The sequence below is a fragment of the Paenibacillus sp. Y5S-9 genome (genome assembly GCF_036894235.1).
GTDB lineage: Bacteria > Bacillota > Bacilli > Paenibacillales > Paenibacillaceae > Paenibacillus.
On record NZ_CP145887.1, the window covers coordinates 2293898 to 2314651 of the forward strand.

Sequence of the window (20754 nt, forward strand, 5' to 3'; positions counted from 1 at the left end):
TTTTTTTATATGAAAATATGGAAGCTAACCGAGTTCGTATCCTTTCAATCGATACAGTTCCAAGGAATGATGGAAATCCAGAATATGCCTGATATAATGGTATGTATGGCTGTGAAGAAGAAGAGGAGTTGCTTATGTATCCCCCAAGATCAGAGCGAAGTGTAAAGAAGAAAATTAGTAAACGCACCCGCAATACAATCGCAATCATCTGGACCGTTAATATTGTATTGATCATGGCAATTGGTCTGGTGGGCATTTTTTATGTCATGAATAACCGTCAGCAACAGGCAGACCAGCCGGTGAAGCAAGAAATTGTTGATCAGGATCAGCCTTCCATTGGAGACGAGGCCAAAGGTGGGGATCAAGTAAGTGCTCCTGACTCGGAGTCCGATGAGACTCCGGAAGAAGAACCCGAAGTTACGGATGAAGAGACAACAGCGGATGCAGATAAGACATCCGGAGTAGCGACACCTGATACTTCAGGCAATACCAACAGTGGGAAAGCCGAATCTGGAACGAAAAAACCAGCGGCGGATTCGACACCGTCCGGCACCAAGGGAAATGTAGGTGTAGATACCGAATCAGGGACGTCGAAACCTTCCAATTCAGCGAAGGATGTCACGATTAACTTTGTTGGCGATATCCAGTTTTCAGGCAAAGTTGCGGAACTGCTGGATAAGAACGGTTATGACTATCCCTTTGCCAAACTAGGCAGATTATTCAAGGATGATGATCTTACCATCGGCAACCTGGAGACACCGATAACCCTGGGTGGTACTGGTGCGGCTAACAAAACATATGTATACAAATCTTCGCCCAAAGCATTGGCGGCAATGGCCTCTGCGGGTTTTGATGCTGTCAATTTGGCTAACAATCATATTCTGGATCAGGGCGTAGAAGGTCTGGTAGATACGTTAACCTATCTCAAGGAATATGGTATAGCTCATACCGGGGCAGGTATGAACAGGGATGAGGCCTATGCACCAGCATATCTGGAACGCAAAGGCATGAAGATTGCATTACTTGGATTCTCCCGCGTTGTACCGGAAACGAGTTGGAAGGCGGAAGGTAATCGGGCTGGCGTGGCTGAAGCCTATGATTCCACAGGGGCAGTGCAAGCGATCCAGGATGCCCGTAAGAAGGCTGATCTGGTGATCGTGGTTGCACACTGGGGAGAGGAACGTGTAAGTACTCCGAATAGTGACCAGACCCGATTGGCTCATGAGTTTGTAGATGCTGGCGCAGATCTGGTCATAGGTGGTCATCCTCATGTGTTGCAAGGGTTGGAGTACTATAAGGGAAAGTGGATTGCATACAGTACGGGAAATTTCATTTTCTCCAGATCAACCACCGAAGAGACGTGGAAAACGGCGGTATTTCAGGCTCGCTGTAGTCAAGATGCAGCTTGCAGCATGAAAGTTATCCCTTATGAGGCCGGGCTAGGTCAGGCCATTCCAATGATTGATGAGGCGAACAAACTGCTGTTGGAACAGATGGCAAAGCTCTCCCCGGGTATTCGATATGATGGGAATGGAGTCGCTTCGCCTAATTAAAAACCTTTTTGAGGAGGGAATCGAATGAACAACCTTTGTGTAGCGCACCGTGGATTTTCTTCTATTGCACCAGAGAATACGATGGCTGCATTCCTGATGGCCATGGAGCGGCCTGAAGTTCAGTGGATGGAGCTGGATGTGCAGTTGTCGCGTGATGGTGTACCCGTGGTCATTCATGATTTTACAGTGGATCGCACGACAAATGGCAAGGGCCTGGTTCGGGAAACCGATTGGGCTGATCTGCAACGTCTGGATGCCGGATCGTGGAAAAATAAGTCTTACAAAGGCGAACGGATTCCGGCGCTAAGTGAATTGTTAGATCGCTCTTGCGGCAGAGTACGTTTGAACATTGAACTGAAAACGCAGGGAGACATGTACCCGGGTCTGCCTGCAGCTGTTATATATGAAGTGAGAAAAAGACATATGCAAAATGATGTTGTGATCACCTCATTTGAACCAGCCGCTCTGATCGAAGTGAAGAAACTTGCACCGGAGATCCAGACGGGGCTGATTATCGATGCACGACCAGGTGATTTGTTAACCGCGCTGCGGCAGATGAATTGTACATTCCTCTCGATTGGATACACCAATGTAGACAAATCTTTAATGAACGAGATGCGGAGTTCAGGTATTCGGGTGATGGCTTGGACAGTGGATGACAAGACCATTATGAAGAAACTGGCGGCAGTTGATCCAGAACTCATGTTATGTACGAACCGTCCTGACGTATGGGAGCTGGCATTTCAGGAGACGAGCAGCCGATTCTTCAGACCCTAACTTTCCTATATGCACTATTCAATCCGATAAAGGTGGTAATATACCCATGTTAACTAACATTCGCAATGTATACTGTGTAGGACGCAATTATAAACTTCATGCTGAAGAATTGGGTAACGCGGTTCCGGATGAACCAATGATCTTTATGAAACCTTCTCATGCAGTCGTGCCCCTAAATGGTGAAACGCTTGAATTGCCTGCTACCAAGGGTGAAGTTCACTATGAAGCTGAATTGGTTGTTCGAATCGGCCGGAGTTATGAGCCAGGTATGGCGATAGATGAGCTGGTGGATGCGTATGCCTTTGGTATTGATTTTACGTTACGTGACGTACAGACCGTGATTAAGAAAAAGGGCCACCCGTGGACAGCCGCCAAAGGGTTCAGAAATTCCGCTCCAGTTACTGCATTTCAGGCGTTCCCGGGTGCGGCAGCATTACTGGAGAAAGACTTTACATTGACCAAAAATGGTGAGGTAGTCCAGCGTGGTAACATTAGTAACATGATCTTCAGTTTACAGGATATTGTGGATTATGTAGGTCACCATTACGGCCTAGGGCCGGGCGATGTCATTTTTACAGGAACACCGGAAGGTGTTGGACCAACACAAGCAGGAGATGTGCTCGAACTGGCATGGGACGGCGAATCCTTGGGTGCCTGCACGATTGGGTCAGCGCAATAAGGATTACACATCACACCTGCTTGAGATGAATAGAGTACAAGAAAGGGGCGTGCATACGCTCCTTTTTGCTGTGTTATCGTGGATATATATTTATATCTTCATCGAACGGATACGCTACTAATTTACGCCAAACTGTATGCTGTATTTGCGCTCTGTGTGACCAACTCTTCCAGTTCAGCTTGTTGTGCAGCATGTTGCTCTAAACTGATACTTCCACTTGCGAGCCGTTCATCCAACTGCTCTCTGAGCTGTCTTACTTGTATAGCAATCACTTCATCCAAATTCCCGTTGTTTTCTTCCGTAATCCTCCTCAGTGATTTCCCGTTGTACAGTTCCTGATACAGATCCGCTTCTGAAGGCTGATTGAGAGCGCTGAGCAGCTCGTCATTGCTTCCCTCACGAGTATCCAAGTCAACGATGGACCACTTAGCACTAGGTATGGGGGAGATGGCGGATTGGCCCCATGCTGTTCCGGCGAAGGACATGGTGACAATCATTGTGCCTATAATAATGACTCTTTTCATATTCATATGGATAATCCTCATTTCTGTAGTTGAGTACGAACTGAATCGTAGCTTGTCGTTGATGTATTTGTAGATGTTTCTATCTGAGAATAGTGTAAACGGGAAACCTGAAGTGAAACTTAAAACAGGATAAGTAATTTCAACCTAGCTGAGAAGGAGTGTAATTAAGAAAAGAACTAAAAATAATTCACACTTGACAGGTTGGGTTAGTTGGTTATATGATAATCTCAATTATTTTAATACTCATTAAATGAACAGTGAACTAATTTGAACTGAAAACTGCATTGAGCTGATTGGACCACCAAAGGCTCCCGGGACTACTCCTCTAAGGAATGTCCTCGGGGGCCTTTTTTCGTATCTTTATTGAAGCTTCAAACGATCAAGGAGGTTATGAAATGAGCGATAGAGACTGGGAAGCGTTGGAGCGGACGGATTGGTTATTTCGCAAAATGGTCAGACGATTTGTCAAAGAGCGGGATCGCATCTCTGTAGAAGGTATCAGCCTGCCAGGCATGCTTATCCTGCACAAGATCATTCGTGAGGGAGAACAGCGACTTGGGGATTTGGCAGAACAATTGGACTTTACATCGGGTGCCATTACAGCTCTGACCGATAAGTTGGAGAAAAAGGGACTCAACATCCGCAGACGAAAGGAAGACGATCGCCGGACGGTTTTACTGGACATCACATCCAGCGGGCGGGAGATGTATGCGAGAAACAGCAATATCGGTGCCCGATGTATCACGCTTCTGTTTGAGGGTTTTACGACGGAGGAACTGGAGCAGCAAAGTCAATTCTACGAGCGGGTAGTAGCGAATCTGGAGGGATTCTCGGACACGGTGCTGGAATTGGCAGAGAACAACGGGATACAAGAACAGGATCGGTCCTCCACAAGTGACCTTGAGCAGAAGCACCGGGACAATACCGGGAAGAAGAGTAACTATCTCAGTTATTGAGGTTGAGTCAAGGTAACGACATTTGATATACCACAAACATTCTAGGGGAGAGATGATCAATGGGACACTCAACAATATATCCAACTGGAGCCACGCTATTCAATCCGAATAAGGCTTGGGGCGGTTATACCGTCTATCAGGCAGGTGAAGAAGGCGTAGTATTGATCGATATGAATGGCAAGGAGGTTCACCTGTGGAAAGGATTGTTAGGGTTTCCGGCCAAAATATTACCTGGCGGCTACGTGCTGGGCAGCACGGGTCGCAGAGATCCGAAGTTCGGTATTCAGGATAATGTCGATCTGGTTCAGGTGGATTGGGACGGCAACATTGTATGGAAATACAATAGCTACGAACACATCGAAGATCCGGGGTATGAGCCATTATGGTATGCCCGCCAGCATCATGATTATCAGCGTGAGGGAAATCCGGTAGGTTATTATGCCCCTGGCCTTGCGCCAAAGACGAAGAGTGGCAAAACACTTATTCTGGCACACAAAAATGTGAGTAACTCGCAAATTTCAGATAAGCCATTGCTTGATGATGCCATTATCGAAGTGGATTGGGAGGGGAAGGTACTCTGGGAGTGGCTGCCTAACGAACACTTTGAAGAATTAGGTTTTGATGAAGCTGCTCGAAATGTTCTGTTCCGTGACCCGAATACACGCTCTTTCGGTCATCTGGGTGGTGGTGTTGGTGACTGGTTACATATTAATTCTGCTTCTTATGTTGGACCCAACCGCTTCTATGAAGAAGGAGACGAACGGTTCCACCCCGACAATATTATCTGGGATGCAAGAGAGGCCAACATTATCGCCATTACAGACAGACAGAGCGGAAAGATCGTGTGGAGACTAGGACCAGACTATACTTCAACTGAAGCGAAACACATTGGCACAATTATCGGGCAGCATCATGCACATATCATTCCCCAAGGTTTACCGGGTGAAGGGAACTTGCTCGTATTCGACAATGGCGGCTGGGCAGGTTACGGCCTTCCAAATCCGGCTTCTCCATTTGGATTGAAACATGCGATTCGGGATCACTCCCGTGTACTGGAGATTAACCCGGTCACCCTGGAGATTGTCTGGCAGTATACCTCGGCAGAAGCAGGTTTCTCGGTTCCGACGGATTCTTATAAATTTTATAGCCCATACATCAGTTCCGCCCAGCGTTTACCTAACGGTAACACCCTGATAACCGAAGGTTCCAATGGCAGATTGTTCGAAGTCACAGCGGAGCATGAGCTGGTATGGGAGTATGTATCTCCTTACACCGATCGGCGGAATACCAATATGGTCTATCGCTCGTATCGAGTTCCTTATCAGTGGGTTCCGCAGTTGGAGAAGCCGCAGGAAGTTGCGATCGAAGCTATTGATGTCTCCAACTACAGAGTGCCGGGAGCAGCAACCAAAGGTTCTGCATCCATCGTGAGCGTAGAGACAACTCTTCCATTTGTGGAGGGTGCAGCCTGTGTGGCAACGTCGGATGAAGGCAAGTCAGGCGGTTAAGCGTCAAGAATCATGACTAGATCGAATGGGGTGTATATTGTGAGAAAACCATCCATAGTAACCGGCATATTGATATTATTTCTGGCTACGACACTCCTATTATCCGGATGCAGTTCAAACGCAGCAGGATCTGGAGCAAAAGACGCTACCGGCAAGAATACCGATAATGTAAAAATTCGAATCGCAGATACAAGTACCAACCCAACGTTCAGGGTAGCCATTGCCAAAGGTTTTTTTGAAAACAGGGGCATTGATGCAGAGAGTATTACGTTTGGCTCACCGGCTGAAGGTGTAAATGCACTATTTATCAAACAGGTTGATATTGCTTACGGTGCGGACTTCCCTGTATTAAATGCTTTGTCTAAAGGGGAATATTCAGTCATCGCTTCTGCAGGTCAGACTACGGATGAAGCGGCAGCCGCCTGGAAGCTGTATGCTAGGGAGAATATTCAGAGTGGAGCGGATTTGAAGGGCAAGAAAGTGAGTTTCATTCGAGGCACATTTATTCCGTATCTATGGGATGAATATTTGAAAGATCAGGGGGTGGCGCTGAGTGATGTGACGCAAATTGGTCAGGGGGCTTTTGATGAAGCCTACATCGCATTGAAACAGGGAGACCTTGATGCCGCTTGGGTTATAGGTTCCGCGTTAACCGATAAATTCGATGCACTCGAAGGAGTACATCAGCTGACGGATATGTCTCAGACCCCTATACGCCTTGGTATGGGACTGGTATCAAGTAATGAATTCATCCAGGCAAACCCTGAAACGGTAAGTGATTTTCTTGCGGCGCTGGATGAAGCATCCACGTATGCCCAAGCGCATCCTGAAGAGGTTGCCGATCTGATGTATCAAGAGACCAAACAGCCTAAAGATGCCACGTTGAAAGACCTTCCGATCAATCCATGGGAAGTTGGATTTACGCAGGCTGCTTATGATAGTTTGGCAGGTCAGAAGCAATATATGGTGGACACCGGAATCATTGAACAGGATTTTGATCTCGACACCAAACTCAATCTGACTTCTCTCCAGCAGGCTCTGCCGGAAAAAGTGACATACAGTAAATAATTCTTATTCAAATGGGAGGTGTCCGTTATGTCCTTACCTGCAACTCAGCATACCATTCATATTGAGCAGCTGTGGAAAACGTATCATGCCCCGACCAATGGGGATGTGCATTATATCATTAAGGATGTCGATCTGGTTATCAAGGGAGGAGAGTTCTTTGTCCTGCTTGGTCCCAGTGGGTGTGGGAAGTCAACGCTGCTGAACATGATCGCGGGGTTTATCTCCAAGTCGGGTGGACAGCTCAAGGTGGATAACAAGGAGATTGACAGACCAGGCAGGGATCGGGCAATGGTATTCCAGCAGGCGGATTCTTCTCTCTTTCCATGGCTAACCGTGAGGGAGAATGTTGAATTCGGACTTCGAATGTCCAAGGTGCCTAAGACGCAACGGCGTGAGATCTCCGATCGTTACATCCAGCTTGTGGGACTGAGTGCTCATGAGGGCAAATTTCCAAAAGAGCTATCAGGTGGCATGAAGCAGCGTGTTCAATTGGCCCGGGTACTTGCGAATGACTCGGCGATCTTGCTGATGGATGAGCCATTCGGTGCGCTGGACGCGATGACGAGACGGACCATGCAGAAGGAACTGGTGAATATTTGGAAAGAAACACATAAAACCGTTATCTTTGTCACACACGATATTCAGGAGGCGTTATTGCTTGGTGAGCGCATAGGCATTATGTCTGTAGGTCCGTCTTCGAATATCACGGATATTTACCACAACACTTTACCTTACCCGAGGAACATCGCCTCGTCTGAGTTCAACACCTTGTATGACCGAATTCAAGGCCACTTTGAAGAATAACTGAGGTGATATACAAGATGAAATGGTTGGAGAAAAAAAGGGTGTCTATCCCGCTTCTATGGGTAACGGTCATCTTAATCTGGCAGCTTGGTGCCCTTATCTATGGGCCTGACGTAATCCCTGGTCCGTGGCACACGATCCTGGGAGCACGCGAATTGATTGCTGACGGTACACTGATGGAGTATATCGGAATCAGCTTCACTCGTGTACTGGCGGGATGGGTACTCGGAAGTATCATTGCTATTCCGGTAGGGCTGATTATTGGCAAAGTTCATCTCATCCGGCTGTTCGCCGAACCGTTCCTTAACTTTATACGTTTTATCCCGCCGATCGCCTTTATTACCTTATTCCTGGTGTGGTTTGGAATTGGAGAGCAATCCAAGATCGCGCTTATTATGTACGCAACCTTCTTCATTGTTGTGCTGAATACACTGACAGGTGTGCTCTCCGTTGAAGAAGATAAAATCCGGTCGGCCCGCAGTATGGGAGCCAATGAACGGCAGATTCTGCTGCATGTGATTGTTCCGGCGACAACCCCGTATATCTTCACGGGTGTGCGACTGGCGATGGGAACCTCGTATATGGCCATAATTGGTGCTGAGATGATTGCCTCGAATGAGGGAGTCGGTTACTTGATCTGGAATTCCAGACTCTTTTTCCGAACAGATTGGATCTTTGTCGGGCTGATTTCCCTGGGTTTTATGGGATTCCTGACGGATCGATTGTTCAACTGGTTTGGTCGCAGAGTACTCTACCGATATGGTGTCATTGGCGGAGCGAAGCGGGGCTAAATTAGGACATAGGAACATTGAATTCCAGACGTTACTTGAAAAGGGAAGTTATCTTGTTTTGACGTTTGATCGATAACCTGTTTTGGCACTTCTACACGAGGCCAATACAGGTTTTTTGTGTGCTGGCGTAAGGAGTTTCGGCATTGAGATCAAACCGTGGTATAATTGAATTTCAAAAATACAATAAACGTCATGCGGGCTGTACATACGCTGCATGCAGGAGAGATTATGGATTGGATTATTGGCGCCGTATGCGCTTCTATGGTGGCAGGTGCTGCCTATGCGAAAAAGTCGCTAACCCTGTCTGGCTGCCTGGCAGCAATCATGATGGGAACGATATATTACGGAGCGGGGAACCTGTTCTGGTTTGGCACGTTATTGTTGTTTTTCATTACTTCAACGTTGCTCTCCAGGTTTCGTAAAGATCGGAAGCAGGAGCTGGAGAAATCCTATGCCAAGTCAGGAAATCGGGATGCGGGACAAGTGATGGCTAATGGTGGAATGGGCATGTTCCTATGCCTGGGATACTGGATATTTCCACATCCGGCATGGGTGTATGCTTTCATTGGTGTAATGGCTACCGTTACATCGGATACATGGGCAACCGAAATTGGGAGTCTCAGTCGCAAGCCGCCGCGCTCTGTTCTCACGTGGAAGGTACTTACTCCTGGTGCTTCAGGAGGGGTCTCACTTCTTGGCACCGTGGCCGCAGCCGTAGGCGGGGCTCTGATTGGTGCGGGAGCATTCTTGTTTTCCTGGATCGCCGGGATAGAAGGGCTTAGTCTGTTTAGTTGGACTTTTGTCGGTCTTGTAGGCGGGTTGGCAGGGGCTTTTGCCGATTCCTATCTGGGCGCAACGGTGCAGATGATGTATCGTTGTACTGTGTGTGGCCGTGAAGTTGAGGTACATGAACATTGCGGGCATCCAACGGTTCGGGCTCGTGGCTGGGCATGGATGAGTAATGACCTGGTGAACGTTCTTAGCTCGGTAATCGGCGGATGTGTGGCGATTGGTTTAGGTAACATTTTGGCGTTGTAGGGGGGAGTACATTTGAGCACGGTACAGGGAGACAAATCGGAGGCTATTTTGGATGCGGCATATGGTATTTTTGGCTCGAAAGGTTTTTATGAGACCAAAATGTCTGATATTGCAGACGAAGCCGGCATCGCAAAAGGCACCATTTATTTATATTTCAAAAGCAAGGAACAATTATTTATCGCAGTATCCAAGCGGGACTGTAACAGCTTTATTAGCCGTCTCGAATATGCTTTGAACTCGCATGAGAACACAGGTGATAAACTTGGAGCAATAGCCAAGACTCACCTTACGTATTATTATGAGCGTCGCAATCATACCAAGCTCTTTTTTATGGCACCCAATAATGATCCGGATCTGATGAAATTCATGAAGGCATTCATGAACCAATACATGAGCATGGTGTGTGAGGTACTGGAGAGTGCAAGTGTACCTGAGCCTGTATTGCTCGCTGAAGCCTATATTGGAATTCTAGACCGGCTGAAGATGGATATCATGTTGAATCCGGAGTTCAATGAGGAACATCTGAACAAACGAATTGCCTTTGCAGCAGCATTGTTTCTGGACGGATGCCGTTCTTTTTTACAAGTTTAAAGGGAGTGCGCGGATGTACGTGATATTGAATTTTAATTTACAGAGAAGTGGGTACGAGCAATGAACATAATGACGGTAGAGCAAATTGCAAAAAGTTATGGCGAAAAAATATTGTTCAAAGATGCTTCATTTGGCATGGCTGATCAGGACAAGATTGGTGTCGTTGGGGTAAATGGAACTGGAAAATCCACGTTTTTGCGTGTGATATCTGGTATGGAACCTGCAGACGCGGGACAGATCTCGATCGGTAATGACGTACGTATTCAGTTTCTGGCACAAAATCCGGACTTCAATCCGGATAATACGGTACTGCAACAAGTATTCGAAGGTGACAGCATGGAAATGAAAACCGTGCGTGAATATACGGAAACGATGGAATTATTGGAACTGAATTCCTCCGATCCAGCCTTGCAAGAGCGATTATTACGTTTGAATCAGCAAATGGAGCAGCTTCAGCTCTGGCAGATGGAGAGTGAAGCGAAAAGTATATTGTCCAAACTGGGTATTCGTCAATTCGATGCACTGATGGGCACATTGTCTGGTGGACAACGCAAAAGGGTAGCGCTCGCTGCTGCGCTGATTCATCCTTGCGAACTGCTCATTCTGGATGAGCCGACCAACCATATTGATAATGATTCGGTCGTTTGGCTGGAGCAGTACTTGCAGAAGCGTCGCGGCGCACTGCTTATGATTACACATGATCGGTATTTCCTGGATCGTGTGGCGAATGTCATGCTGGAATTGGATCATGGACGTTTGTTCCGATACGAAGCGAACTATACACGTTTCCTGGAACTGAAAGCGGAGCGCGAAGAACGGGAAGCTTCTTCCGAACAGAAACGCAAGAACTTGCTTCGGACAGAGCTCGCATGGATTCGTCGTGGTGCCAAGGCACGGACGACAAAACAAAAAGCGAGAATTGATCGCTTCGAACAACTCAAAGACCAACAAGGAGTCCAGCGCTCGGGTTCATTGGAAGTATCGGTTGGCTCCACTCGTTTGGGTAAAAAGATTCTGGAGATCGAGCATCTTTCCAAATCCGTGGGTGGCCGCAAGCTGATCGAAGATCTGAGTTATATTGCCGTACCTGGAGATCGGGTAGGGATTGTTGGACCGAATGGTAGTGGTAAGTCCACGTTGCTACAGATGATATCTGGCAAGTTGGAACCCGATGCAGGTGTGGTTGACGTTGGTCCTACGGTCAATCTGGGCTACTTCACACAGGAGCATCAGGAGATGGACGAATCTCTTCGGGTCATTGAGTACATCAAGGAAGTGGCCGAGAATGTGAAAACGGCCGATGGCTCTCTGATTACAGCATCCCAGATGCTGGAGCGGTTCCTGTTTACTCCGGCATCCCAGTGGACGCCAATCTCCCGTCTTTCTGGTGGAGAGAAGCGTCGTCTGTATCTGCTGCGTGTGCTGATGGCTGCGCCGAATGTATTGCTGCTGGATGAGCCGACGAATGATCTGGACATCCAGACACTCGCTGTACTGGAAGACTACCTGGATGATTTCCCCGGTGTTGTCTTTGTCGTATCCCATGATCGCTATTTCCTTGATCGTACTGTGGATAAAGTGCTGTCTTTTGAGGGCAACGGTGCTGTACGTGTGCACGTCGGCGACTACAGTGAGTATGCGGAATGGATGCTGAAAAATGCGCCTGGAGCTAATCAAGAGAGTGATACAGGAGCGGCGAAGGTGAAGCAGTCATCGGAGAAGACGACTCCTGCAGTGTCAGCGGCTAAACCGAAGTTGAAATTCAGCTTTAAGGAGCAACGTGAATACGACCAGATTGATGAAAATATTGAGAAGGCTGAAGCCAATCTTGTCCGGATTAACAAAGAGATGGAAGAGTCATTTAGTGATTCTGCCCGTCTGCAGGAGTTGATGGCGGAGCAGGTTGAGGCTGAACGTCATCTGGATGAATTGATGGAACGCTGGACCGTTCTGAATGAACTTGCAGAGCAGATTGAACAGAGCAAGTCTTGATTTATAACTAAACATCGCCCTTTCTTCTACAGTGACTTTATGTCGCATTGGAGAAAAGGGCGATTTTTTTGTCTGCGAATTTGCGATTTTATGTGAAACGTTCTGTATGTTCATTACGTTGTATAAGTAAAGAATTCCATAGAAGGGAGAGAACACCACACTTATGTATAAAGAAATTAATGAACAGTTGGCAGTGATCAAGGAAAAGGGGAGAATTTACGAGAAATGGATCAAGCGTCTGGAAAAGCTTCAAACGGAAGAAGCCGAATGGGAAGCAAAGGTAAAACGTCGTCAGGCGCATCTTCAGAAGGAGCAGAAAGATGTTGATCGACTGAACAGTATGACATTGTCAGCATTTTTTTATCAACTGATTGGCAAGAAGACAGAACGGTTGGAGAAGGAAGAGCTGGAGCTCTTGGAGAGCAAGGCTGCATACGACACCGCTTGTCGCATGTTACAAGACGTACAGGAGCAACGAATTCATGTGGAGCAGGAGTTGGAGGGCGGGCGGCAGTATCAGTACTGGCAGAGCGACTATAACGCTCTGTGGGGGAAGAAGGAAGGGCGTCTGCTGGACCAGGATGCGGAATTGCAACACATGGCTGAGAATCGGGAACATCTGGCGAGTGAGCTTCAGGAACTGGATGAGGCTTTCCGGGAAGGGGAATATCTGGTCTATGCCCTTGAACGTGCCGAGAAGGCCTTGGCTTCGGCAGGTAATTGGGGCGTATATGACATGATGGGTGGTGGGGTAATCTCCACACATATCAAGCGGGGACGAATGGATGACGCTCAGGTCGCTATTATGGATGCAGGTAAGCGTCTACGACGTTTTCAGAAGGAATTGGAGGATGTAGAGATGGCCGTACACGCCGATCTGCATCTTGGAGGTCTGCTTTCATTCGCAGACTATTTCTTTGATAACCTTTTTGTGGACTGGATGGTTCAGGAAAAAATTCGCAAAGCCGAACGTCAGGTGAAGGATGGACTGAGCGCGGTTCGGAAGACCATGCATGTGTTAAGAAATGAAATCCGTGACCATAAGGCAGAGTTAGAGATATTGGATCGTAAATATCATGCATATGTGGAACAGGCAGATTAAGAGATATGACAAAAAAGGACACTTCCGATAGCGCACCGATTTGCTGTGCTTGGAAGTGTCCTTTTTGATTAGACAAGACTTATGGATGTCACCATGATGATTTCGTAGAAAAATGATGCTTTTTTACTTGGTTGTAATGTAGGCAGCGAGCAATCGTGCCGTATTCAGGACAGCATCCTTATGCGTACGCTCCATGGAATGAGATGCGTGAACCCCTGGACCGATCAGTGCTGCTCGGATATTGTTTCCTCCGCGTAATGCTGCACTGCCATCTGAGCCATAGTGAGGATAAATGTCGACGACGTAATCCATGCCATCTTGTTTGGCCAGCTCAATGAGACGGCTAGTCATATCATAGTCATACGGGCCAGAAGAGTCCTTGGCACATATGGAAACGTCGGTTTCTTTACAACTGAGATCGTCACCCATCGCACCCATGTCTACAGCGATCATTTCACTGATTTCCGCAGGGATATACGATGCGCCATGTCCAACTTCTTCATAGTTGGAGATGAGCAGAGAGACGTTATGTAATGGTTTCCAGCCCTCGCGATGTGCAGACTCAAGGATGCCGAATAGCGCAGCCACGCTGGCTTTGTCGTCCAGATGACGTGATTTGATATAACCACTCGGAGTGATGACGGCGCGAGCATCGAAGGAGATAAAATCGCCCACAGAGATTCCGAGTTTCAACACATCCTCCTTGGAAGAGACGACTTCATCGATTCGAACTTCCATATGGCTCTCGGTCCGTTCAAAGGTGCGTGCATCTGGATAGACGTGTACAGACGGGTGAAGGGAGAGGATGGTGCCTGTGTATGTTTTTCCATCCCGAGTATGGATGGTACAATATTCGTTTTCGATACTTTGCATGGAAAATCCACCAACAGAGGTCAGTTTCAATGTGCCGTAAGATGTAATGGAGCGCACCATGGCCCCTAGCGTATCCACGTGGGCGCTCAAAGCAATTGTCTTGGACGAATCCTGCCCTGGCAATGTAAGCACTGCACCGCCCTTATTATTCAGCTCACAGGCGATGCCCAGTGATTCTGCTTCCTTGCGGATCATCTCGATAATATGATGGGTGTAACCACTTGGGCTTGGTGTATCCAGCAATTTTTTCAGAAAAGACAGAACGTATGATTCATCAATTGTAAAACTCATTGTGTAATTTCCTCCTCGGATCGTGGGTATGGTGTGAAACAAAATACAGCCTGTCTGGGGGAGAGAATGTAATACTACCATTCCTGACTCGCCAGCAGGCTGTCTCTGATTGGTTACAGTGTTCCCGTAGGGTTTCCCTTGCGCTGACTCTGGATCGAATCATTCTCCAATAGGCTGTCGGATTCATTGGAGTCAAGCGAATCCATCGATTTGAAAGAATCCAACGTAGATTTGCTTGTCGCGGAACTTTCCAATTCAGATACACGCAATTTCAATTGTTTGTTCTCGCGTTGCAGTCTGTATTGGCGATAGATGCCATATGACCCTACAATAATTCCACCGATCAGGGTACAGCCGAGAATCAGCAAGATCAGCGGGATTTGTACCGTGTTAAATAACAGGTTGACTTGTACGGAATCCACATTAATGACCGCAAAGATTCCCGTGAGCAGTGCAAAAACAAGACCTGCTATGAGTGCCCATTGCATTTTCATGGTGTTGCCTCCTTGTTGAACAATTGAGAACTAGATATGCATTACCCATATTCGGGTATGTTGCATCTAGCAATGATGATAAAATCCCCTGCCCAACGGGCAAGGGATGCAGGTCACTTGGAAAGACAACCTTATTTGGTTAATTGCTCCATCTGTTCAATCAATTCCTTGAACACACTCATGGCTTCACGAATTGGCTGTGGTGTAGACATATCCACACCTGCTTTTTTCAGAATGTTGATGGAGTAATCACTGCCACCACTCTTCAGGAAGCCAAGATATCGGTCAACAGCCGGTTGGCCTTCTTCCAGAATTTGCTTGGAAAAGCTTGTTGCTGCGGAGAAGCCTGTAGCATATTTGTAAACGTAGAAGCTGTTATAGAAATGGGGAATGCGAGCCCATTCCATTTCAATTTCTTTGTCAACAGCCATGCCTTCTCCGTGATATTTAACGTTCAGATCATAATAGATCTCGGATAACAATTGTGGTGTTAATGCGTCACCTTGTTCCGCACGTTCATGAATGATTTTCTCGAATTCAGCAAACATGGTCTGACGGAATACCGTTGTACGGAATTGGTCTGCATAATAGGTCAACAGATACAATTTTTCCTTTGGATCTGTTGATTTGTTAAGCAGATAATCCATAAGCAACGCTTCGTTGGTTGTAGATGCAACCTCTGCCAGGAAGATGGTGTACTGTGCATCACGATACGGAAGAGCTGTATCCGAGTAATGTGAATGCAGAGCGTGACCCATTTCATGTGCGAGTGTGAACATGCTGTTCAGGTTATCTTTGTGATTTAACAAGACATACGGGTGAGTGCCGTAAGCGCCCCAGGCATATGCGCCTGAACGTTTATTTTCATTCTCATATATATCGATCCAGCGGTTATCATATCCAGTCTGCAATGCGTCAGCATAGTCCTTGCCGAGTGGTTTCAGACCATCTTTGACCGTTTGTTTCGCTTCCTCGTAGGTAATATCCATTTTGTATTCGTCTACGAGTGGAGCGAACAGATCGTACATGTGCAATTGATCCACACCCAGCAACTTTTTGCGCAGGTCCATATAACGATGCAATAACGGAAGGCTCTCGTGAATGGTGTCTACCAGATTCGTATACACATCCGTTGGGATGTTATCTCCATATAGGGACATTTCCATCACGGAAGGGTACTTCCGAACATTAGCATAGAACATATTTTTGGTTACATTTGCATTCAGGGCAGCCGCAATTGTGTTCTTCTGTTTGGCATAGGTTTCGTATACCGCTTTGAAGGCACGTTCGCGAACTTCACGATTAGGATTCTCCAGGAACTGAATGTAGCTGCCGTGTGTCAGCTCGACTTCGTTACCATGTTCATCCTTGATCCTTGGAAACTTGAGGTCAGCGTTATTCAGCATGCTGAAGATTGTCTGTGGTGCTTGTGAAAGGTTGCCTACCTGTGCAAGCAAAGCCTCTTCAGCTTGGCTAAGAACGTGGGCTTTTTCGCGTTTCATCTCTTCCAATGTAAACGTGTAAGCAGAGAGTTTTTCGTTCGCAATAAATGCGTCCAACTGATCATCCGGCAGGGAAAGAATCTCCGGTGTGACAAAAGAAAGTGCTTCACCAACCCGTACGCCTAATTTCTGGGCTTTTTGGGACAGGTTTTGATATGTAGGATTCGCTGTGTCTTCATCTTGATGCATACGTGCGTACACAAAGAGGCGTTCTATTTTGAGGCTGATCTCATCTTCGAATTCGAAGCAAGATTTGAGTACATCAGGTTGATTCAGTTTGCCTTGGAATTCGGAGGCCTTCTTGGTCAAAGACGATACTTCTTCATATTCCTGATCCCAGGCTTTCTGATCGGCAAATAAATCTTCCAGTTTCCAGCTATGCTCAGCCGGCACCTCGGAACGTTTCAATAATTGACTCATGGAAATCCTCCTTTGATGATCTGATGAATGTATGGACGAAGCTGCCTTCGTCTCGCTTGCCTGTGCGGAGAGAGACGAAGGAATCAGACTAAGTACCAGGATAACAGATAGCGATTTCTGGTATTTCAACGGCCTTCCTCCTTACAATACGAATAATCTCGTATAGTATGACCTTAGGCACGATGAAATATTTGAGCATCTGGGTCCCCGTGATTAGGTTCCCATGTTATACAGAAAATAAACGATCAGGAAAAAGGCGAAACAAATGAGCAGGGTAGCAATAAGCGCCATTCCCCGTCTCAATCGATCCGGGATGGAATTGCGTCCCAAAATAAGCACAATACCAAGAGAGAAGGCAAGGATAATAAAAATGACGACATTGCTTGAGTCAAGCTGCATGGGTTAGACCCCTTTGAAGGCAGCCATCAATTGACGCCATTCATCCTCACGGTTCTCAAAATCTGCTTTTGGAAAACGGCGTTCAGCCCAGTGCATTAATGCAGGACGGCTAAGGAACGTATGGCATTCTTCGCCCCACTCTTCCGAAATTTCTCGCAGTACGAGATATTTGCCTTGAACTTCTACGGTCATCATATTCCACTTGTCTGTTTTGTATATTTCATGTTTTTTTATCATAGGTAGTCTCCAAACTAACGGTTTTGGTAAAATGATACCGTACCCTACGATTCAAAGCAAATTTTTTCGACATTTATGGAAAGATAAATTGCAAAATGGAAGCCCATACAGTATAATAAGGGTATTCGCCATAGATGGCGATATTTTTAGGAGGTTTTTCATTTGAAAGGTACAGTTAAATGGTTTAACGCAGAAAAAGGCTATGGCTTTATTTCAGTTGAAGGCGGCGAGGACGTATTCGTACATTTCTCCGCAATCCAAGGAGATGGCTTCAAAACATTGGAAGAAGGTCAAGCGGTAGAATTCGAAATCACTGATGGAAACCGTGGTCCTCAAGCAGCTAACGTAAACAAACTGTAAGAATTTTTCCGGTCAACGGACTTCTTATATATGATAAATTTATAGCTGAATATTAAGAACCTAAGCACAGTCCCCCAAGGGAGGCTGTGCTTTTTTTGATTCTAAGATTTCTCAGTGTAAATAACGGTTGAATACGATGTATGTTCCCTGTGTGTTCAGGAGACACGATTGGTCATGCTGGACCATAACTTCAATCCGAAACCGATCAGTGCAGCCAGGGAGAAAGCCATAGCGGTGAGATAGAAGGTTTGTCTGCCTGCATGTTCCAGCAGCAGCCCGCCCAACGTTCCACTAAGAAGTCCCGAAGCACTGGACCAGACAATGGTGAACAAAGCCATACCCGTAGCTCTGTAACCGTCTGGAACCAGGCGAATGATATAGCGGACCGCCGTAACGTAGAAAATACCAAAGGTAACACTGTGCATCGTCTGAATCGCAACGACAGCTGCAGGTGTATCGGATATGGACATGAGAAGCAAACGAACCGTATACATCAGTGCAGCAAAAGCAATTAGCGGCAGCTCTTTATAACGGTTTCCATACTTGCTGAGCAGTAGAAATATGGGGATTTCACTTACGGAAGAGATCAGCAAAGACCAGCCGATCAGCCCCTCGCTGGCACCCAGATCTTTTAGCGTGATGGTAAGAAATGCTTCGTTCATGCGATGTCCCATGGCAAGCAAAAACACACAGCCAAAAAAGGTGAGCACATCTCTGCGTTTCAAAATAGCCCATAACCCCGATAGATCCATTTTGCTACTGCTTCCCGAAGGTTGATCCTTCAATTGAAAACTGATCAATAGTGTAGTGGCAGCAAGACCAACACAGACCCAAATCGTCCATGCTGGACCAAAAGATCCAAGGAAATACCCGATACTTAATGCAAAGAAGGCATAACCGATCGATCCGAAGACTCGAATGGAAGTGAAATTTCGGCCGTACTTGCTGGCGGTTGTAATAGCCATCGTATCGGAGAGTGGATAGACCGGATAATAGAAAAAGTAAAACAGGGTTACGAGTACAAATACCTGACCGAAAGTTGTCGCATTGGCTAGCATGACTCCTGTGATCAATTGGCCTCCAAGCAGAATAATCATCACTTTGCGTACCGTTTGGTAGCGGTCGCTGGCCATACTCCAGAACATATTGGAGAACACGGAGATGAGTGGGCCGATCCCGTAGAGATAACCAATCTCAGCCCGACTGAAGCCCAGATGACTGAAGTAAAGCTGGAAGTAGGATACCACCAGAACGGTGGAACCAAAGATGGTGAACATGAGAGCCCGCAGCCAGTTCTGGTCCGGGCGGGCGTTGTGACTTAATTTCATGATGAGAGACTCCAATCCTGATAACAATTCAATGATTTTATTACCCTTTCAGGGATGTTGATTTACGGGCTTTCGGCACGGACATCGTAGGTTCTTTCTGTGTGCGCCGGATGACAAGCCAGACAATGATAAGTTCGGCGAGCAGGCCAAGGGATTGGGCTACAGCGCCAATCATACCGTTCCACGCAGGGAAAATACTAACCAGTATAAGCAGCACAATTACCGTGCAGATGGCATTCGCCGTTTGCGAACGAAACATCGTTTTCGTCTGACCGCGAAGCAGAATGAGGCCATTGCTGAAATCCAGAAAAGGGAAGATCAGCGGAAATAAGACAAACGCACGCAGTGTCCACAGACTTTGTTCCAACAGTTCACCCTGAACGCTCATGACATTTTCGAGTACCCAAGGTCCCAAGGGGGTATAGGCAATCGACACCATCATCGCAAACGGAATAAATCCTGTCACAAGTGCGAATTTTCGTACCAGTTTGGCGTCCACAAGGTAGAAATTCAGCACGATCTGATGGATGTATGTAAAGAAGCTTAGCATCAACTGCATCAGACTGCTTGCTATGGCAAAGGACGAAATGGCTAGTGCGATCCCTGTCGTTTTGCCCAGTACAATGTTAATAACCGGTCCTATGAACAGCGCTACAAAGCTGGATAACAGCAGCGGCTTATAAAAGCGAAATACGTCTCCCTTGCTCTCGACGGGATGATCCTCAAGCTTGGCTGGCATCTTGCGTTTGATGCTGTTTCCCTCCAGAAAGCTGACCAGCGCTTCAATCATCATGCCAGCAGCAAAAATGATAGCGCCTACACGTCCACTGTCAATGCTGTCTGTATATATGAAATAGAGGGATAGGCCGTACATGCCGGCTAAACGGAAAACCATCCCGATGGTTAACCACTTGGTGCGGTTATTCGTAATGATGATCCCCTGATAGATGTTGCGGATCACAGAAAAGATACTCACATACATGAGAATTTCATATACGTCGATGACCTTGTTCAGCAGATCCGGACTTACACCAAACAAGTATTTGAACACCCCGGTACCAACGGGAGAGTATACGATGAGAAACCCAATGAGAAGCACACAGGCAAGAAATATTTTGGTCACAAACGTGAGGGCCTGAAAGGAAAGGCGATCGCGAACCAGTGCGGAACAGGTTTGCCGCAGCAGGGTGGAGGGGCGTTCCGTGAGGGTTAACAAGCTACCGGCGATGGCATAGCTGGCAATAACCGTCTCGGGATGAGCGGAACGTGCTAATGTGCTGTTTATGATGACGTGAGAAATGGTGACGAGAGAGGCGGAAATGCCAAGTGGCACAAAAAAAGAAAATAACCGTCTCCACGAAAGTGATTCACTTGACGACATGTCAACGACTCCTTTGATGGATGAAATATGCCTAGTATATCACAAAGCTTTGGGCGCGGATGCGATTTTTTATGCGGAATATGCGG

Annotated in this window: 21 protein-coding genes; 13 read left to right on the forward strand and 8 right to left on the reverse strand. The window is 46.8% G+C overall.

All coding sequences use genetic code 11. The features are described from left to right. The first annotated feature begins 134 nt into the window (after nucleotides 1–134). From V6669_RS10270 to V6669_RS10280, 3 genes are read left to right on the forward strand one after another with little or no spacing between them, the layout of a single operon-like run. Nucleotides 135–1553, forward strand: a complete 1419-nt coding sequence (locus V6669_RS10270; RefSeq protein WP_338593533.1) for a CapA family protein — start codon at nucleotides 135–137, stop codon at nucleotides 1551–1553. 24 nt (nucleotides 1554–1577) lie between these two features. Beyond that, on the forward strand, nucleotides 1578–2330 hold the full coding sequence (locus V6669_RS10275) for a glycerophosphodiester phosphodiesterase family protein (protein WP_338593536.1): 753 nt from the start codon (nucleotides 1578–1580) through the stop codon (nucleotides 2328–2330). A gap of 46 nt (nucleotides 2331–2376) precedes the next feature. Continuing rightward, nucleotides 2377–3009 carry a fumarylacetoacetate hydrolase family protein gene (locus V6669_RS10280; protein ID WP_338593539.1) on the forward strand — a complete coding sequence of 211 codons (633 nt, stop codon included), beginning with the start codon at nucleotides 2377–2379 and terminating at the stop codon, nucleotides 3007–3009. A gap of 122 nt (nucleotides 3010–3131) precedes the next feature. Here V6669_RS10280 and V6669_RS10285 read toward each other — a convergent pair whose 3' ends face one another. Beyond that, nucleotides 3132–3539 carry a hypothetical protein gene (locus V6669_RS10285; RefSeq protein WP_338593542.1) on the reverse strand — a complete coding sequence of 136 codons (408 nt, stop codon included), beginning with the start codon at nucleotides 3537–3539 and terminating at the stop codon, nucleotides 3132–3134. Nucleotides 3540–3928: 389 nt separating this feature from the next. Here V6669_RS10285 and V6669_RS10290 point away from each other — a divergent pair, with 389 nt between their 5' ends. From V6669_RS10290 to V6669_RS10330, 9 genes are all read left to right on the forward strand, one after another. Next, nucleotides 3929–4489 carry a MarR family transcriptional regulator gene (locus V6669_RS10290; protein ID WP_338593544.1) on the forward strand — a complete coding sequence of 187 codons (561 nt, stop codon included), beginning with the start codon at nucleotides 3929–3931 and terminating at the stop codon, nucleotides 4487–4489. Nucleotides 4490–4548: 59 nt separating this feature from the next. Next, nucleotides 4549–5997, forward strand: a complete 1449-nt coding sequence (locus V6669_RS10295; RefSeq protein WP_338593546.1) for an aryl-sulfate sulfotransferase — start codon at nucleotides 4549–4551, stop codon at nucleotides 5995–5997. Nucleotides 5998–6036: 39 nt separating this feature from the next. Further along, the gene (locus V6669_RS10300; protein ID WP_338593548.1) at nucleotides 6037–7065 is read left to right on the forward strand and encodes an ABC transporter substrate-binding protein; all 1029 of its coding nucleotides are present in this window, start codon (nucleotides 6037–6039) and stop codon (nucleotides 7063–7065) included. Nucleotides 7066–7092: 27 nt separating this feature from the next. Further along, nucleotides 7093–7869: an ABC transporter ATP-binding protein gene (locus tag V6669_RS10305; RefSeq protein ID WP_338593551.1), complete on the forward strand. Its 777-nt coding sequence runs from the start codon at nucleotides 7093–7095 to the stop codon at nucleotides 7867–7869. Between the two features lie 17 nt (nucleotides 7870–7886). Continuing rightward, on the forward strand, nucleotides 7887–8660 hold the full coding sequence (locus V6669_RS10310) for an ABC transporter permease (protein ID WP_338593553.1): 774 nt from the start codon (nucleotides 7887–7889) through the stop codon (nucleotides 8658–8660). Nucleotides 8661–8888: 228 nt separating this feature from the next. After that, nucleotides 8889–9698, forward strand: a complete 810-nt coding sequence (locus V6669_RS10315; protein WP_264929651.1) for a DUF92 domain-containing protein — start codon at nucleotides 8889–8891, stop codon at nucleotides 9696–9698. Between the two features lie 12 nt (nucleotides 9699–9710). Further along, nucleotides 9711–10289 (forward strand): TetR/AcrR family transcriptional regulator, encoded by a 579-nt coding sequence (locus tag V6669_RS10320; protein ID WP_017689402.1) that lies wholly within the window; start codon nucleotides 9711–9713, stop codon nucleotides 10287–10289. Between the two features lie 60 nt (nucleotides 10290–10349). Next, entirely contained in the window at nucleotides 10350–12281 is a 1932-nt protein-coding gene (locus V6669_RS10325) for an ABC-F family ATP-binding cassette domain-containing protein (protein WP_338593563.1), read from the forward strand. Between the two features lie 163 nt (nucleotides 12282–12444). Then, nucleotides 12445–13383 (forward strand): hypothetical protein, encoded by a 939-nt coding sequence (locus tag V6669_RS10330; RefSeq protein ID WP_338593565.1) that lies wholly within the window; start codon nucleotides 12445–12447, stop codon nucleotides 13381–13383. Between the two features lie 123 nt (nucleotides 13384–13506). On the opposite strand, the gene V6669_RS10335 is transcribed toward V6669_RS10330, so the two are convergent. The 5 genes from V6669_RS10335 to V6669_RS10355 form a co-directional block, all read right to left on the reverse strand. Then, nucleotides 13507–14547: a M42 family metallopeptidase gene (locus V6669_RS10335; protein WP_338593568.1), complete on the reverse strand. Its 1041-nt coding sequence runs from the start codon at nucleotides 14545–14547 to the stop codon at nucleotides 13507–13509. Between the two features lie 113 nt (nucleotides 14548–14660). After that, nucleotides 14661–15041, reverse strand: coding sequence for a lipopolysaccharide assembly protein LapA domain-containing protein (locus V6669_RS10340; protein ID WP_047842377.1), 381 nt, complete (start codon nucleotides 15039–15041; stop codon nucleotides 14661–14663). A gap of 131 nt (nucleotides 15042–15172) precedes the next feature. Next, complete coding sequence (gene pepF, locus V6669_RS10345; protein ID WP_338593574.1) at nucleotides 15173–16963, reverse strand: oligoendopeptidase F; 1791 nt, start codon at nucleotides 16961–16963, stop codon at nucleotides 15173–15175. A 213-nt stretch (nucleotides 16964–17176) separates the two neighbouring features. Then, nucleotides 17177–17362 carry a hypothetical protein gene (locus V6669_RS10350; RefSeq protein ID WP_047842378.1) on the reverse strand — a complete coding sequence of 62 codons (186 nt, stop codon included), beginning with the start codon at nucleotides 17360–17362 and terminating at the stop codon, nucleotides 17177–17179. A gap of 3 nt (nucleotides 17363–17365) precedes the next feature. Further along, the gene (locus V6669_RS10355) at nucleotides 17366–17599 is read right to left on the reverse strand and encodes a hypothetical protein (protein WP_017689395.1); all 234 of its coding nucleotides are present in this window, start codon (nucleotides 17597–17599) and stop codon (nucleotides 17366–17368) included. A 162-nt stretch (nucleotides 17600–17761) separates the two neighbouring features. Here V6669_RS10355 and V6669_RS10360 point away from each other — a divergent pair, with 162 nt between their 5' ends. Next, nucleotides 17762–17959 carry a cold shock domain-containing protein gene (locus V6669_RS10360; protein ID WP_017689394.1) on the forward strand — a complete coding sequence of 66 codons (198 nt, stop codon included), beginning with the start codon at nucleotides 17762–17764 and terminating at the stop codon, nucleotides 17957–17959. Nucleotides 17960–18114: 155 nt separating this feature from the next. Here V6669_RS10360 and V6669_RS10365 read toward each other — a convergent pair whose 3' ends face one another. Together V6669_RS10365 and V6669_RS10370 are read right to left on the reverse strand one after the other, a co-directional pair. Further along, nucleotides 18115–19287, reverse strand: a complete 1173-nt coding sequence (locus V6669_RS10365) for an MFS transporter (protein WP_338593582.1) — start codon at nucleotides 19285–19287, stop codon at nucleotides 18115–18117. Nucleotides 19288–19327: 40 nt separating this feature from the next. Further along, complete coding sequence (locus V6669_RS10370; protein WP_338593585.1) at nucleotides 19328–20668, reverse strand: multi antimicrobial extrusion protein MatE; 1341 nt, start codon at nucleotides 20666–20668, stop codon at nucleotides 19328–19330. Nucleotides 20669–20754 lie beyond the last annotated feature (86 nt).

Coding starts and splice junctions, on each gene's coding strand:
- V6669_RS10350 (WP_047842378.1), bottom strand. CDS start 17,362: ATGCAGCTTGACTCAAGCAATGTCGTCATTTTTATTATCCTTGCCTTC.
- V6669_RS10315 (WP_264929651.1), top strand. CDS start 8,889: ATGGATTGGATTATTGGCGCCGTATGCGCTTCTATGGTGGCAGGTGCT.
- V6669_RS10275 (WP_338593536.1), top strand. CDS start 1,578: ATGAACAACCTTTGTGTAGCGCACCGTGGATTTTCTTCTATTGCACCA.
- V6669_RS10355 (WP_017689395.1), bottom strand. CDS start 17,599: ATGATAAAAAAACATGAAATATACAAAACAGACAAGTGGAATATGATG.
- V6669_RS10340 (WP_047842377.1), bottom strand. CDS start 15,041: ATGAAAATGCAATGGGCACTCATAGCAGGTCTTGTTTTTGCACTGCTC.
- V6669_RS10325 (WP_338593563.1), top strand. CDS start 10,350: ATGAACATAATGACGGTAGAGCAAATTGCAAAAAGTTATGGCGAAAAA.
- V6669_RS10270 (WP_338593533.1), top strand. CDS start 135: ATGTATCCCCCAAGATCAGAGCGAAGTGTAAAGAAGAAAATTAGTAAA.
- V6669_RS10295 (WP_338593546.1), top strand. CDS start 4,549: ATGGGACACTCAACAATATATCCAACTGGAGCCACGCTATTCAATCCG.
- V6669_RS10335 (WP_338593568.1), bottom strand. CDS start 14,547: ATGAGTTTTACAATTGATGAATCATACGTTCTGTCTTTTCTGAAAAAA.
- V6669_RS10365 (WP_338593582.1), bottom strand. CDS start 19,287: ATGAAATTAAGTCACAACGCCCGCCCGGACCAGAACTGGCTGCGGGCT.
- V6669_RS10285 (WP_338593542.1), bottom strand. CDS start 3,539: ATGAATATGAAAAGAGTCATTATTATAGGCACAATGATTGTCACCATG.
- V6669_RS10280 (WP_338593539.1), top strand. CDS start 2,377: ATGTTAACTAACATTCGCAATGTATACTGTGTAGGACGCAATTATAAA.
- V6669_RS10290 (WP_338593544.1), top strand. CDS start 3,929: ATGAGCGATAGAGACTGGGAAGCGTTGGAGCGGACGGATTGGTTATTT.
- V6669_RS10330 (WP_338593565.1), top strand. CDS start 12,445: ATGTATAAAGAAATTAATGAACAGTTGGCAGTGATCAAGGAAAAGGGG.
- V6669_RS10305 (WP_338593551.1), top strand. CDS start 7,093: ATGTCCTTACCTGCAACTCAGCATACCATTCATATTGAGCAGCTGTGG.
- V6669_RS10370 (WP_338593585.1), bottom strand. CDS start 20,668: ATGTCGTCAAGTGAATCACTTTCGTGGAGACGGTTATTTTCTTTTTTT.
- pepF (WP_338593574.1), bottom strand. CDS start 16,963: ATGAGTCAATTATTGAAACGTTCCGAGGTGCCGGCTGAGCATAGCTGG.
- V6669_RS10310 (WP_338593553.1), top strand. CDS start 7,887: ATGAAATGGTTGGAGAAAAAAAGGGTGTCTATCCCGCTTCTATGGGTA.